This is a genomic window from Flintibacter sp. (assembly GCF_046973065.1).
In genome coordinates this window covers 33,157-46,456 of sequence record NZ_JBKVXZ010000003.1, presented here as the reverse complement: position 1 = coordinate 46,456, position 13,300 = coordinate 33,157, and the positions used below count along the sequence as shown (strand labels likewise).

The 13,300-nt window shown below is 54.4% G+C and carries 22 protein-coding genes; 8 read left to right on the top strand and 14 right to left on the bottom strand.

What is annotated here, in order from left to right:
* Window positions 1–176 precede the first annotated feature (176 nt).
* From ACLTXB_RS01920 to ACLTXB_RS01900, 5 genes are all read left to right on the top strand, one after another.
* Entirely contained in the window at window positions 177–1,010 is an 834-nt protein-coding gene (locus ACLTXB_RS01920) for a FadR/GntR family transcriptional regulator (protein WP_081692016.1), read from the top strand.
* A gap of 197 nt (window positions 1,011–1,207) precedes the next feature.
* Window positions 1,208–1,603, top strand: a complete 396-nt coding sequence (locus tag ACLTXB_RS01915) for a tyrosine-type recombinase/integrase (protein ID WP_412260345.1) — start codon at window positions 1,208–1,210, stop codon at window positions 1,601–1,603.
* Window positions 1,528–2,154, top strand: coding sequence for an N-terminal phage integrase SAM-like domain-containing protein (locus tag ACLTXB_RS01910; RefSeq protein ID WP_317336347.1), 627 nt, complete (start codon window positions 1,528–1,530; stop codon window positions 2,152–2,154). The genes ACLTXB_RS01915 and ACLTXB_RS01910 overlap by 76 nt, the downstream gene beginning before the upstream one ends.
* Entirely contained in the window at window positions 2,123–2,860 is a 738-nt protein-coding gene (locus ACLTXB_RS01905) for a site-specific integrase (RefSeq protein WP_412260342.1), read from the top strand. Before ACLTXB_RS01910 ends, ACLTXB_RS01905 begins: the two co-directional genes overlap by 32 nt.
* A gap of 240 nt (window positions 2,861–3,100) precedes the next feature.
* Window positions 3,101–3,277 carry a hypothetical protein gene (locus ACLTXB_RS01900; RefSeq protein ID WP_428226079.1) on the top strand — a complete coding sequence of 59 codons (177 nt, stop codon included), beginning with the start codon at window positions 3,101–3,103 and terminating at the stop codon, window positions 3,275–3,277.
* An 897-nt stretch (window positions 3,278–4,174) separates the two neighbouring features.
* Here ACLTXB_RS01900 and ACLTXB_RS01895 read toward each other — a convergent pair.
* From ACLTXB_RS01895 to ACLTXB_RS01850, 10 genes are all read right to left on the bottom strand, one after another.
* Entirely contained in the window at window positions 4,175–4,390 is a 216-nt protein-coding gene (locus ACLTXB_RS01895; protein WP_317336348.1) for a cysteine-rich KTR domain-containing protein, read from the bottom strand.
* A 142-nt stretch (window positions 4,391–4,532) separates the two neighbouring features.
* Window positions 4,533–5,309 carry a rolling circle replication-associated protein gene (locus tag ACLTXB_RS01890; RefSeq protein WP_317336349.1) on the bottom strand — a complete coding sequence of 259 codons (777 nt, stop codon included), beginning with the start codon at window positions 5,307–5,309 and terminating at the stop codon, window positions 4,533–4,535.
* Window positions 5,310–5,336: 27 nt separating this feature from the next.
* Window positions 5,337–5,987, bottom strand: coding sequence for a sigma-70 family RNA polymerase sigma factor (locus ACLTXB_RS01885; protein WP_317336350.1), 651 nt, complete (start codon window positions 5,985–5,987; stop codon window positions 5,337–5,339).
* Window positions 5,988–6,050: 63 nt separating this feature from the next.
* Window positions 6,051–6,179, bottom strand: coding sequence for a hypothetical protein (locus ACLTXB_RS01880; protein ID WP_317336351.1), 129 nt, complete (start codon window positions 6,177–6,179; stop codon window positions 6,051–6,053).
* On the bottom strand, window positions 6,176–6,451 hold the full coding sequence (locus tag ACLTXB_RS01875) for a hypothetical protein (protein WP_317336352.1): 276 nt from the start codon (window positions 6,449–6,451) through the stop codon (window positions 6,176–6,178). The genes ACLTXB_RS01880 and ACLTXB_RS01875 overlap by 4 nt, the downstream gene beginning before the upstream one ends.
* A complete protein-coding gene (locus ACLTXB_RS01870; protein WP_317336353.1) occupies window positions 6,444–6,656 on the bottom strand; it encodes a hypothetical protein in 213 nt (70 codons plus the stop codon). Before ACLTXB_RS01870 ends, ACLTXB_RS01875 begins: the two co-directional genes overlap by 8 nt.
* Window positions 6,649–7,029 (bottom strand): hypothetical protein, encoded by a 381-nt coding sequence (locus tag ACLTXB_RS01865; protein WP_317336354.1) that lies wholly within the window; start codon window positions 7,027–7,029, stop codon window positions 6,649–6,651. The genes ACLTXB_RS01870 and ACLTXB_RS01865 overlap by 8 nt, the downstream gene beginning before the upstream one ends.
* Complete coding sequence (locus ACLTXB_RS01860; protein ID WP_317336355.1) at window positions 7,026–7,214, bottom strand: helix-turn-helix domain-containing protein; 189 nt, start codon at window positions 7,212–7,214, stop codon at window positions 7,026–7,028. The genes ACLTXB_RS01865 and ACLTXB_RS01860 overlap by 4 nt, the downstream gene beginning before the upstream one ends.
* 69 nt (window positions 7,215–7,283) lie before the next feature.
* On the bottom strand, window positions 7,284–7,547 hold the full coding sequence (locus tag ACLTXB_RS01855) for a hypothetical protein (RefSeq protein WP_317336356.1): 264 nt from the start codon (window positions 7,545–7,547) through the stop codon (window positions 7,284–7,286).
* Between the two features lie 34 nt (window positions 7,548–7,581).
* Window positions 7,582–7,776, bottom strand: coding sequence for a helix-turn-helix domain-containing protein (locus ACLTXB_RS01850; RefSeq protein ID WP_317336357.1), 195 nt, complete (start codon window positions 7,774–7,776; stop codon window positions 7,582–7,584).
* A gap of 157 nt (window positions 7,777–7,933) precedes the next feature.
* Here ACLTXB_RS01850 and ACLTXB_RS01845 point away from each other — a divergent pair, with 157 nt between their 5' ends.
* Window positions 7,934–8,512, top strand: coding sequence for a helix-turn-helix domain-containing protein (locus ACLTXB_RS01845; RefSeq protein ID WP_317336358.1), 579 nt, complete (start codon window positions 7,934–7,936; stop codon window positions 8,510–8,512).
* A gap of 123 nt (window positions 8,513–8,635) precedes the next feature.
* On the top strand, window positions 8,636–9,865 hold the full coding sequence (locus ACLTXB_RS01840) for a tyrosine-type recombinase/integrase (RefSeq protein WP_317336359.1): 1,230 nt from the start codon (window positions 8,636–8,638) through the stop codon (window positions 9,863–9,865).
* Between the two features lie 368 nt (window positions 9,866–10,233).
* Here the strand turns inward: ACLTXB_RS01840 and ACLTXB_RS01835 are convergent, their stop codons facing one another.
* On the bottom strand, window positions 10,234–10,449 hold the full coding sequence (locus ACLTXB_RS01835) for a ribbon-helix-helix domain-containing protein (RefSeq protein ID WP_317336360.1): 216 nt from the start codon (window positions 10,447–10,449) through the stop codon (window positions 10,234–10,236).
* A 337-nt stretch (window positions 10,450–10,786) separates the two neighbouring features.
* On the opposite strand from ACLTXB_RS01835, the gene ACLTXB_RS01830 reads away from it, so the two are divergent.
* A complete protein-coding gene (locus tag ACLTXB_RS01830; RefSeq protein ID WP_317336361.1) occupies window positions 10,787–11,056 on the top strand; it encodes a hypothetical protein in 270 nt (89 codons plus the stop codon).
* Window positions 11,057–11,794: 738 nt separating this feature from the next.
* Here the strand turns inward: ACLTXB_RS01830 and ACLTXB_RS01825 are convergent.
* From ACLTXB_RS01825 to ACLTXB_RS01815, 3 genes are read right to left on the bottom strand one after another with little or no spacing between them, the layout of a single operon-like run.
* Entirely contained in the window at window positions 11,795–12,334 is a 540-nt protein-coding gene (locus tag ACLTXB_RS01825; protein ID WP_412260025.1) for a TlpA family protein disulfide reductase, read from the bottom strand.
* The gene (locus tag ACLTXB_RS01820) at window positions 12,334–13,197 is read right to left on the bottom strand and encodes a 4Fe-4S binding protein (protein ID WP_317349486.1); all 864 of its coding nucleotides are present in this window, start codon (window positions 13,195–13,197) and stop codon (window positions 12,334–12,336) included. The genes ACLTXB_RS01825 and ACLTXB_RS01820 overlap by 1 nt, the downstream gene beginning before the upstream one ends.
* Complete coding sequence (locus ACLTXB_RS01815; protein ID WP_394806207.1) at window positions 13,190–13,300, bottom strand: CD1871A family CXXC motif-containing protein; 111 nt, start codon at window positions 13,298–13,300, stop codon at window positions 13,190–13,192. The genes ACLTXB_RS01820 and ACLTXB_RS01815 overlap by 8 nt, the downstream gene beginning before the upstream one ends.

The following is a 13,300-nucleotide window of genomic DNA, read 5'->3' as shown; positions in this document are numbered from 1 at the left end:
CGAACATTTTTCCATGCTATAATTACTGTTTTGATATCATGTGCCAAACAGCAAATATGCGATCTGCAAAATTTTATGCTTTATCGACTGCTAAATTTCTCCCTTTTGAGCCTTCTTGTCTGATGTCATATTTTTTCGGAGGAAGCATTGACTTCCATTTGAAAATTAAATAAAATATGGAAAGACAAGCACTATATCTGAATAGATGCCGCAACCTACAAATTATTTTTAAGGAGACTTATTACTCAATGCCACTTCCAAACGATAAAAATACATCCGCACTACAGCAGCTGACTTTCTTGGATGACCTGGTTGCCAGTGAACGCCGTAATATTTCCGATGTGATCTTTCGGCGTATCCGAGATGCTATCATCAGCGGTGAGCTTCCTCCAGGCTATGTATTCCCTAATGAAAATGAGCTTTGCAAGAAGCTGAATATCGGCCGCAGCAGCCTCCGGGAAGCCTATTCGCCCCTGGAGACCTTGAAGCTGATCTCCCGCAGCAAAGCTGGGACATATGTAAATGACTTGGATATTTACCAGAATGCGATGAACTTTGAGGCAATCGCTAAGCAGACCGATGTGAAAAACATCGCCGAGTATCGCCAGATATTCGAAATAGGGGCTATCCAATTGGCTGCAAAGCGTGCAACGGAAAAGAACGTCACACGCTTAAGAGAGATCCTAAAAAAAATGGAGGAAGTCCCAGAGGACTCCGTCGCTCTTTCACAGTATGATTTTGAATTTCATGCCTACCTGATGAAGATGACTCACAATGAGCTTCTCATCGTCATGTTCAATTCCATCCGGAATGCATATAAGAACCTCACCGAAAGCATATTTGCTATGGGATGCCTGCCAACGACGATAAACGAGCATTTGGCCATCGTGGATGCCATCGCTGACCACGACTCAGCACTTGCCGCTCATATGATGCAGCTCCATCTATCAAATATAGAGAGTTTTCGTAATCGCCAGTCGGCCGCGGCAGGGAAGGCCTCCGAAAAATAAGCAGATCGGGACGAGTCAGATGACTGGACTGCCCCAGTAAAAAAAGAGAGCTCTATTACAGTTAATGTTATTAAGCTAAGAACCGGGGCGAATACCCCGGTTCTTAACTTTCGCTTTTTTAGCGTTTTTCGCAAAATTGCGCGAAATAAGTTGCTGCTTTCTGCACTCTTTTATCGGAAAGCGCTTAACTTAATGACATTGCTTATTCTGTATGGATCTTTCCCAATCCACCCAAACTCAAAGCACCCATGACCCCCAGCGCTGCATACCGACAGTTGAAAGCGATCCTGACAGAAAACGATCTGCCCGACCTTCGTTTTCATGATCTCAGGCACACCTTTGCCACCTACGCGCTGGCGAATGGAGTGGACGCCAAAACACTGTCCGGAATCCTGGGCCACACCAAAGCCAGTTTCACAGTGGACACCTACACCCACACGACCACAGATATGTACCGGAAAGCCACCAAAATCGTCGGCGGCTGCCTGACCGACTACTTGGGAGAGGAGATGGCCCCATGGCAAAGCGCAGAAACCGCGGTGATGGCAGTCTCCACCCGAGAAAAGACGGTGGTTGGGAAGGCCGGTATGTAGTGGGCTACGATGACATGGGCCTGCCGGTGACCAAAAATGTCCTCGCCAAAACCAAGCCGGAATGCGCGGCAAAGCTGGCACAACTCCGGAAAACGCCGAAAGAGCTTGTGCCGGACCAACCTAAACCCGGAATCTTGTTGGCGGACTGGCTGGACCTCTGGTATCAAGGGTACAAGAAACCGAACCTCCGCCCCAACACCCAACCGTCCTATGAACGACGGATTTATCAGCATACCATACCAGCCTTTGGCGGTACCCAGCTGGACAAACTGACCCCTGCAGACATCCAGGAATTTTATGTATCCCTCAAAAAGGGCGGCCAGCTGATACACACCGAGCTCTACGGTGAAGGTCTCTCCGACCAAACGGTCCGAGGCATCCATACTACCCTCCACGCCGCTCTGGACAAGGTCGTGGAGGAAAACCCGATCTTCCGAAATTTTTCGGAGGGATACAAGCTTCCCTCTGCCAAGCCAAGAGAAATGAAAGTGATGACACCGATGGAGATCCAGCGGTTTACTGATCCAGGCCAGAGAGGATGGCTGCTATGAGCTTCTGCTCTTAGAGTTATCCACCGGTCTGCGCCGGGGTGAGATCTGCGCCCTCCAGTGGAATGACCTGAATCTTAAAACGGGAGCGCTCCAAGTGGAACGGCAGGTCCACCGTGCGCGAGGGGAACTGGTGGTATCTCCGCCCAAAACCAAAGCGTGCCAGAGGACTGTGCTCCTCCCCCCCCCAGTCCTGAATGTGCTCAAAGCCTACCAGACCACTCCAACCTCCCGGTGGATGTTCCCATCTCCAGTCAAAGAGGACTCCCCCATGGACCCCGCAGCAGTACGAAAGCGGCTGTCCACTGTGCTGAAACGTGCCGACTGCAAGCGACTCCGCTTCCACGATCTGCGCCACACCTTCGCCACCGCTTCCCTGGAGCACGGTATGGACGTCAAGACTCTTTCGACCATCATTGGCCATGTGTCCAGCAGTACCACGCTGAACATCTATGCCCATGTGACCGACGAGATGCAGCGGACCGCCGCCGCTAAGATAGACCGTGGAATTGTCAAAAGCGAAGCCGCCCAAGAAGTTGACACGGTGCCAAGAAACCCGCCGCCCTCCACCTTCCAGCCCTACAAGGGCCAGCGCCGCAAGCCCGGCACCGGCTGTGTCAGCCAGATCAGCGAAAACCTCTGGGAAGGCCGATACTCTCCCGTTGTCAATGGAAAGCGCATGGCTCGGAATGTATATGCCAAAACATAGGAAGAGTGTGAGGAAAAGCTGGCCCAGCTGATCCAGGAGATGAAGCAGGAAATCGCCGCAAGGAAGGCAAAGACGGGCTGAAAAGCACAATGCTCCGGCGGTTCGATCCCGCCGGAGCACTGATTTTTTCTGTCTGTGGCTTGTTCTGTGGTCAAAGCCCTAATCCAAAATTCCAAGCAAGCCAAAAAGTCATGAAAAATAAAGTAAAACCGCCCTTTTCTACTGAAAAGAGCGGTTTTCGTGGAGCTGCTGGGCGGATTCGAATTGCTCAAAGCCGTTTTCCAGCGTGGTTTTCCGCTCCGTTTAGCCCTGTGTTTCAACGCCTCCGTGGTATTACATGGTATCTTGTCCCCATCGTCAGGAATCGCGTTAAGGGAAAAAGCAAGGGAAATTTTTCGCCCCTTTCCTGGCCTTTGACACTGGATATATACCAAAGCACCCTGCAACGCGGCGGAGCCGCTGCGGGCCTCCCGCGGCGCTCCTGTGTCTGAAATCTTGATGCGGGATTTTTTCTTTTATACGAGGTGGCACGCGGTCTTACGCAGTAGCGCCCAAAACTTTCTTGCCCTGGGGGGGCGGGGCAAGGAATACGCGGGCACACACGCCCAGGCAGGCACTCCTGCGCGCTCCGGCGCGGGCGTAGCTTCCAGCCATGAAACACACGCAAAAACTCCCGCAATTTATGGCCGTTTTTGCGAACGTCTGACCCCCATGCGCGGCGTCAATGTGGCAGCGCTGTCGCATGTATGGACCTGGGGCCCCTTGCATGTTTTCCGCCCAGCGTTATTCTGCCTGGGGGTCTCCCCCGCACACGCACACGGCACCGCACGGGCGCAAGGCTTTCTGCTTTGTCCTGGACCCATTGCGATTGGGCGCCATCCGCCCTTTCGGCTTTTTGGGGGCCGGGGGTCCCTTTCACGCTCCGCCGTGGGGAAAAAATCTTGCATGAATGGGGGCATGCGGTCTTGAGCAATTCAGTCAAAACTTTTTGACCCGGGGGGCGGGGTGCAAGGAATCCACGCGCATGCGGACACAGGTACCCGTGCGCCCAAGCGTACCGCCACTTCCGCTGCGCCCGACGCGATTTTTTACCCGGTTTTTATGCCGAATTGCGGCCCCGCTTTGCGCAGGCGCGGCGTTTGCGATCACGTCACACACGCGCCATGCGCGCCCGGTATTCCGCCCGTGCGTGCGCCTGTGAACCCCCTCCGCCATATCCGCCGCCGTCGGAAATGCCTGCCCCCTCGGTCCTGGAAGGCAAGCAGATCCTCCCCCAGGCACAGGGGGGGATACCCCACCGCGTCCCTTACGATTTCACGCCCCGACTTTCCGCAGCGTCACGCGGTCAAACTTATCCCCCGCCTGGATGTCAACCACGCTCTCCCGCTTGCATTTGCGGCAATACAGCGACACACACGCCGCCGCAGTCTCCGGGTACAGCCGCATGAGCTTCCCGGACCTGCACACCGGGCACGGGACAAACACGCCGGACGGCGTGGACTTGCATAAAACAACAGCTCTTCCGTTCATGGAAAACAGCTCCTTTCCTGGACAGCCCTCCCGCACGTGCGCCTCGCGCGAAAAAGCCCCTTGTGATTTCATGTTAGGGCACCTCCGCTTCCTTTTCAAGCGGTTTCCGCCCTTTTCTCTACCCCCATTCCTAAAGTTATATCTAATTACAAGCAAGTAACAAGGCGTCAAAGTTGCCTTGTTTTTCCCCTTCCGGTCTCCATGCCGGACCGCTGTTCCAGTGCAGCGGCATCTTGTATTTGATATAGCAGTAGCTTCCGAACTCTGTTACCCGCTCTTCCCGCTCTATGATATGGCACCCAACCGGCACGGCCAGCATGGTATCATTCGGCACATAGGAGGACTTCACCACCGGCTTTTTCATATTCCGGCTTGCCGTCCACATCTGCGCCCCCACAGGCCGCCCGGAAACGCTCTCCTTCGTCAGGTATAGGGCCAGCGTTTCAAAATCCCGCTGTCCCACATATTCCATATCCACCACATCACCATAGGGCCACAAGCTCCGTATGATCTCCATATCGGCCCCGGTCCCGTTGATAACAAGATGGTGGTGCAAGCGGGCCTCCCCGTGCTTTTCTTCCGTGGTGTATATGTATTTCAATTCCTGGTCCCTAGCTTTTCTGTGCGCCCGGAACGCTTTGATGAATCCCCGCAGCAGCTTCACCGCTGCGGCCCGGTTTTGTGGAAGGTCCTCATCCCGGTATGTCAGTGTTACAAACAGGTCCCGCCCGGTGAAATTGGCCGCCAGCAGCATTTCCAGACGCCCACGGGCTGCTTTATCGTTCATTGCCTTCTGCGCAGCGGAGGTCATGCGGGACTTCTCTGCCCTGGCGCGTTTGCCGTCCAACGGCTCCGGGGCCGTGTAAATGATAGTCTTTACGATCTGCCCGGCTATGATGGTCTTTTTCCGTTTTGCCATTTCTGCCCCCTGTAATCATGCCCGCCACTAAAACTGACAGGCAAACTCCGCCAGCCGTCCGCCGACGTCCCGTTTTCTCATTCTCCGCAACGCACTGTTCTCTTTTGCCGAAATTGCTTGATGTGATTTCCCCTCTGCCGCCGCGATCTGCTGCAAGGTCTGTCCCATCCAGTACCGGCGCACCATGATGCGCCTCCATTCTACCGGCAGCTTCGCAAGGGATTCATTTACCGCGCGGCGGAGCTGCTGCATCCATATCGCATTTTCCATGCGGTCAACGACGCTGTATTTTTCCGCCAACAGGTCCCCTATTGTATCGCTGTCTGCGTCTCCAAGAGGCTGTGAAAGGCTCACCGCCCACCGTATAGGCTCCCGGTAGTCCCGCACCCTGCGGACGCCAAGGGCCTCGTTAAAGGCGTTTTTCAAGTGCAAATCCAGCCAACCAAGGAACGTCATTCGCCCGCCGCCCTGGTACGTCTCCGCCGCGCGGAGAAAGGCCAGGAATCCATCTTGTATCAGGTCTTCCACTTCGGTGCCGCAATATGCCCCGCCGTTCTGGCAGGCTCTTACCCGGCGGCGGGCCTGCCGTTCCACAAAGGGCCGCACACTGTCCCACAGCTCCTCCAGATGTTCCCGGTTCCCGCTCTGTATCTCCGTTATGAACGCCTCATTTACCATGTCCGGCCCTCTCCTCCGTAAAAGCACGTTTAGCCCTGCCGTCTCCGGCAAGGCTAATTGTGCTTATTTTTCTGCTGTTTTTTCCTGCTGCGGTCCGTTCTCCGCCTGGAGGACTGCCGCCAAAAGCAGCATATCCCGCCGTTGCCGCTCCGTCAGCATGGCAGCCAGCCGCCGCGCCTGGGCCTCACTCATGCGCACGTCCTTTCTACGCTGTTGTCCTGCGTGTTCCCGGTGATCTCTTTAAGCGCATCCTCTGCTTTACTAAGCAGGTCATGAATGACGTGAAGCATTACCTGAATGTCCCCGGCGTTCTCCTTGATGATGCACTGATACTTGCCGTAATCGGCGTCAAAAAAGTTATACTCCACGCTTGTCTGCACGCCGCGCAGAACAGACCGCGCCATAGCAATTTTTGCGCTCGCATCGTCCGCCGACCAATAAGCGCTCCTTGCCCTTTCAGCCATAGCTCACTTCGCCTCCCGCCGCCTTCCTGCTGGGCCGTTCTTCCACCTGTGGAATATCCAGCACCTGGATATAACCTCCGCCGCGACGGAGGACGCCCGCCACAGGGAACAGCTTGCCGCCTGCTTCTCCGTATGCCTTGCCATCCAGGACCGCCACGCCGGGGACTTCTTCGGCGTCAACAAACGCGCCTTTCTTTTCAACCATGCTCTACCGCTCCTTTCGTAGATACCTCCGCCGCGGCGGATGTCTTGACCTTCACGGCGATCTCCGCCGCCGTTTGCAGCACATCCGCCGGGAAAGACTGGCCCAGCGCTTTCGCCGCGTTCTCCCTGTCCTGCCCTTGCAGCTCCTGCGGACAGCCCTTGCCGCCAATGAAGAAGCCCCACGGCTTGTCCGCCTCCATCTTCTGCCGGAACACTTCAACGCCCCTGGGGTCAAACGGTCCGAAGTTGGCAAAGGAAACCGCCGCATCCTCATAAGCGAAGATTAGCCGGTCCTGTTTCGCGGCATAGCGGGACAGCTCCACCATCCGCTTCTCCACGAAGTCCCGCCCGTACTCGGTCAGCTCCTCCTTCATACTGCCGCCTCCTCTCCCGTGGCCTGTTTAAGTACCCAGGCCCGCAGGCCTTCCACGGAAATGATGGTGCGGTTCCCGGTCTTGAAAGCAGGGAAATCCGCCCGCCGCGTGAGCTGATAGACGCTTTTCGGGCACATACCCAGCATCTCCGCCGCCTCTGGGACTGAAATAGCGATTTTCTCCATGTTTTCCATCCTTTCGTGTACCTCCGCCGCGCGGCGGAGGTTATTTGTGTGTCCGAATTGGACACATTTTCATGTACACAGGCTTTCCGTCATCAGGCGGACAGCGCAGCGGAACCCGTTTTGAAATCCCAACTCCGCATAGGCGTCCGCCATTTCCTCCGCCGCGCCGGATACCTCTTCCGCCCGTTCCACACTCAGCGGAGCAAGGGCGGCGTTAAGAAGCTGCTGCGCCTCCTTCGTCCTGGCCGTCTCTGTGCGTGAAAACTGCGTGACTGCCGGGGCAATGAAGCCTTCTCCAGCATCCTTGATTGCCGCGATCATGCTGAATTCCATTTTTTCGCCTCCATATGTTGCGTATTTGGGATTTTTAGTTTAAAAAAACTTCTTGTGGATTTTCTATTTTCAAAACTTCACACAGAGCAACCACCTCTGTCAAAGTAAAATCTTGCTTCCCGCAAAGTTTTCTACTAAGTGAATTTGCTGAAATTCCAATCTTTTCTGCAACGGAATTCTGATTCAGTCCATGTTCCTTTATCTTCGCTCTAATTTTATTTGCTTCCATTTCGCGCCCTCCTTTCGTTGCATTTTTGGGATAACCGTATAGTATCATTGCTTTCGGTTCATGTCAACCCAAATATGCAACATTTTTCGAAAAAGTTGTTGATTATTTGGGCCGTTCGGGTTATGATGATACCACTAAGTGCAAAGGAGGGAATTTCATGCAATCGGAACAAATGTTAAATGATATTGCAGCACGTATTAAACAACGTCGAATTGACTTGAATTTAAGCCTTCAAGCTGTTGCTGATGCGGCAGATATGAGTAAATCAACATTGCAAAGGTATGAAACTGGCAGCATAAAAAATATTCCTCTTAAAAAGCTAGACGATCTTGCAAGAGCCTTAAACACTTCTGCCGATTGGCTTTTGGGCTTGACTGAAAACGCAGAAGATGTAACCCCTCTTGATGTTGATTTTAAGCGTGTATTGCGCTCCCTTGGATTTCAGCTTCAAGCCTGGCCTGGATATTCTTCCCGAATTTACTTTAGTGGGGATATCGGAATGGGACAAATCACCAAAGAGGAATATGAACAGCTCCGTGATAATGTTTCCGCTTATGTCAAATTCAACGCAACAAATTTATTAAAACTTGCAGTAGACAGAGAAACCAAACGCGAAAAATACGAATTAAAAAAATGGAAAGCATTTGGAGATGCCATAAAAGAAGGTAAGAGTTGCAACGATGCCTTCATCGCCGGATTACGTGCAACAGACAATCCTACATCCGAGGATGAATAAAAAGCCCGCCCAGGCTGGACCCCTGGACGGGTAGCATAAACAGACACCCACGGACTAACATAGGCTCTGTATGCCCTTTTATGATAGCATACCGGGCCGCAAAAAGAAAGGAGATTTTTCACCATGGCAAGGCGGTCCGCAAACGGCACCGGCACGATCAGAAAGAAAACCGTCACCCGAAACGGGAAGAAATACGAATACTGGGAAGCCCGCTATACGGAGGGCGCCGACCCCGGCACCGGGAAGCAGGTGCAGCGCTCCATTACCGGCAAAACCCAAAAGGAAGTTGCCCAGAAGCTGAAGGCAGCCACCACCGCCATTGACAACGGCACCTATACCGCTCCCAGCAAGCAGACATTGGGGCAATGGCTGGACACCTGGATAGCCACCTACTGCGGCGGAGTCAAGCCCCGGACGCTGGAAATCTACAAAACAGATATTCGCGTACACATCAAGCCCGCCCTGGGTGCTATCCGCCCGGAAGCCCTCAACACCCAGACCATCCAGAGCTTTTACAACAAGCTGGCAAAAGAGGGCCGGGAAATCCGCAGGAAGGACAAAAAGGGCAAAATCACCGTCACCAAAGCCCCCATGTCCGCCAAGAGTATCAAGAACATCCACGGCGTCCTCCACAAAGCCTTGCAGCAGGCGGTTTTGATTGGCTCCCTGCGCTTCAATCCAACGGAGGCCTGTACCCTTCCCCGGCAGGAAAAGAAAGAGCTGGCACCCCTGGATGATGAACAGATAGCTGCCTTCCTGGCTGCTATCCAGGATTCCGACATGAAAACCCTGCTGACGGTCACACTGTTCACAGGGATGCGTGAGGGGGAAGTCCTGGGCCTCATGTGGGAGTGCGTGGACTTCGAGGCCGGGACCATTACCATCAACAAGCAGCTGCAGCGATACCGGGAACCCGGCGGCGGTGTCTACCGCATATCCGTGCCTAAGAACAGCAAGGGCCGCACCATCACCCCCGCCGCGTCTGTTATGGCCCTGCTGAAGCAGCACCGGGCCACCCAGGCCGCCCAGCGCCTACGGGCCGGGAAGCTGTGGGAGGATTCCGGCTTTGTGTTCACGGACGAGCTGGGCCACCATCTGACAAACTCCATCGTCTACCGGGCTTTCAAACGCGCGGCGGCGGAGATTGGCCGCCCGGACGCCCGCTTTCACGATTTGCGCCACTCCTATGCCGTGGCTGCCATCCGCTCCGGGGACGATATTAAGACCGTGCAGGAGAACCTGGGGCACGCCACAGCCTCCTTCACCCTGGACATTTACGGCCACGTGACAAAGCAGATGAAGCAGGCCAGCGCGGACCGCATGGAGGCATATATCAAGAACGTGGCGAAATAGTACAAGGCCCGTGTGTCCGATTTGGGCACGCGGGACCTTTTCAGCATCTTCCGGCGGATGAAAACTCCGCCTTGCTTTTTCGACAGGGCCATGTTATGCTTGCTTTGGCGCTGCACAACGGCAGGCGGTTAGCCACATCACCCGGAAGGGGGTGAGGCTCATGCGGATTACGTTACATATCGGGCCTTTCACGGTCACGATCATCGTAAAAAGCAGAAACCGCCACCCTGGCCGGTGACGGTTTCTATGGTTTCCATAGTCTCTTAAACCCAGAGGGCTAACCGCTTGTCGCAGCGCCCTTGCTATATTCATTATAGGCCCCTGCGGGCCGACTGTCAACCCCCAGCCCTGGGCCTCCGGCCTGGGGCTTATTCTTTGCTATCCTGCAGTCCTCTGTCAGCCTTGTCCCGCTCCATGGCCTCACTGATTGCCCGGTTGATAAAAGCGTTCACGCTCTCGCCCTGGGCCGCTGCGTGGGCCTGAATTTCATCCTTTTGCCCCTTTGGCAAAGTCAAATTCACCCGGTCATAAGCCTTTGAAATATACTTATTTGTTGCCTTCTGCTGCGCTTTTGATACTGGCATATTCGCTGTTTCCTTTCTGGGGGAGGCATTATTTTAATCTGCACCTCCTCCATTATAGCTTTATTATAATCCATTTATATACTTGTGTAAATATACTTTTTGGACAAATATATTTGCACAAGTATGTTTATTTTGTCAATAGACATATTTGCGCAAGTATATTATACTATAATCACAGCAAGGGAAAAGAGAGCTGCGACGGACGGACCGGGGACGAGCCGGGTATTCCCTCTACAATCTCTCCAATCCCAAACAAGGGCGGGCCTGCTTAGTGAAGGCCGGGGACGAGCCGGAGAGCACCAAACCAGCCGCCAGACGAAACAAGGAGGAAAACAGTATGAGTATCAACGAACTGGAAGCCAAGGCCCGGGAGCTGCGCCAGCTCCAAGCCCTGATTGACGAGGCCCAGGCGGAGGCGGAAGCCCTGAAGGACGCCATCAAGGCCGCCATGGGAGACCAGGACAGCATCCAGGCCGGGGAGTACCACATCACCTGGAAGGCCGTTACCTCCTCCAGAATCGACACCACCGCCCTGCGGAAGGCCCTGCCCGACGTGGCGGAGCGGTTCACCAAGGAGACCACCACCCGCCGCCTCTGCGTGGCGTGAGCGATATACCGCCAGCGCGGCGGCGGTCCCGGCAAATCGGCAAGCGCTTGCCGATTTGGCACCGGGCGAGAGATCACCGGCGCGGCGGAGGCTCTGGCCCTGGCCTGCTGCGGTCCTTGTGTCCGATTTGGACACCGGGGCCGCTTTTGTCTCTTGTGGATCACCGTCTACTGAAAACCCGTCAACGGTGTCCCGCTCTATCAAATCCGCATGTGCGTTCGTTTTTCATGCTCTGCGGAAATCAGACAGCGCTGTCCGATTTGCACCGCTGAAATTCGCCAGCGCTGACGAATTTGGCCTTCTCAAAAACGACAGCGTTGTCGTTTTTCCCTTCCCGGAAATCCGCAGGCGCTTGCGGATTTGGCGCCGAAAATGCCCTTCCAAAAACTGAAAAGGGAAAATTTAAGGGAAAACAATTCCAAAAGCGAAAAGAAAAAGCCTTGTAGTCGTTGAAACTACAAGACTTTTCTTTGGAGCTGCTATCCGGATTTGAACCGGAGACCTCATCCTTACCAACGCCGATTTGATATTTTTTCTAATATTTTTCGTTCGTTTTTAGTGTTTTCCTCTTGATTCAATATGCTTTCCGTCACTCTTTAGCCGTACTGGTTCCGTACATTCCACCGCTATCTGTGGCTGGTTATGTGGTCAAACGCCAGAGACTCCGCTCTTCAGAGATACTGAGGTCACGCAGGAAATACGTCGCTGAATCAAAGAAAAAGACTCCAAACGCCCATTTTAGGGGCAAATCAACTCCAGCCGCTCATTCACTGTGTCGATCTGTTTTTTCACATTCCCAACAATAGGTGCGCCGATGATATTGCCCTCACCATCCACGATATAGGTGGTGGGATAGCTGAAGATCTCGGAGACAAAGTCCTTGTAGAACTCGCCTTCCGGGTCCGGGGAGATGTTCACATAGGTGACGCCCTTCTCCTTCAGAATGTTTTGGGCGGTCTCCAGCTGCTCCTCGCCCTCGCCGGAGTCGGTGCCTACGCCGATGAGATTGATATTCTGCTCCTGAAACTGGTGGTACAGCTCCTCCAGCTCCGGCATCTCCTCAATGCAGGTGCCGCAGCCGTTGTTCCAGAAGTTGACGATGGTGGCGTCGTAGTCCGCAAAGATGTCGCTGCTTACCGGGTTTCCCCCGGTGTCCACCTCAGAGAATTCCGGAAAGGGCGTTTGGGATACCAGGGAGTTGTCCTCCCCGGCGGAACAGCCTGTCAGCGCAGCCAACAGCATGAGCAATGCCAACAGCAGAGATGATCCTTTTTTCATCATACAGTCTCCTTCTTTTTCGCTTGTTTTTTCAGAGAAAAGGTCTTGGTGATGGCCTGATGGGGGCAGGTGGCCACGCAGTCCCCGCAGCGGATGCACTCGGCGTGGTTGGGTGTGCGGAACACGTCCACATCCATTTTACACACCCGGCTGCACGCGCCGCAGGAGGTGCATTTGTTTTGATCTACCTCCAGCCGATAGACCGAGACTTTGTTGCACAGCCCGTAAAAAGCCCCCAGAGGGCACAGCCATTTACAGAAAGGGCGGTAGAAGAATACCGACAGCACCACGACGCCCAGCAGGATACAGCTCTTCCAGGTGAAGAGCCAGCCCAGACTGGCCCGGATGCCATCGTCGGCCAGCGACAGTGGGATTCCGCCCTCCAGGATCCCGGCCGGACAGAGGTATTTGCAGAAAAAGGGGTCCCCCATTCCCACCTCGTTCACCACTGTCATGGGCAGAACGATGACAAAAAGAACCAGGATCACATATTTCAGACAGGTAAGGATATGGAACCGCTTTGTGCTGAATTTTTTTGTGGGGATCTTATGGAGCAGCTCCTGAAACCAGCCGAAGGGACACAGAAAGCCGCATACCACCCGGCCCAGCAGAACACCGATGAACAGCAGGAAACCCACTACATAGTAGGCAAAATGAAATTTAGAGGAGCCGATCACAGCCTGGACCGCCCCGATGGGACAGGAGGCCGCCGCAGCCGGACAGGAGTAGCAGTTCAGTCCAGGGACGCAGACCCCCTTCAGCTTTCCACGAGAGATCTTCCCCTGAAAGAAGTTCAGAAAGAAGGGGTTGGTGGCCAGCGTCGCGCCCAGCTGGATCTTCCAGCGATGTCTGTTCTTAGCCAATGCCCACACACTCCATGCACAGATTGATCCCCTTGGAGAGGACCGTCGCCCCCTCGCCCCGCCACAGGCCGAGGCCCATCATCAGCAGGGCTACTGCAAGCAT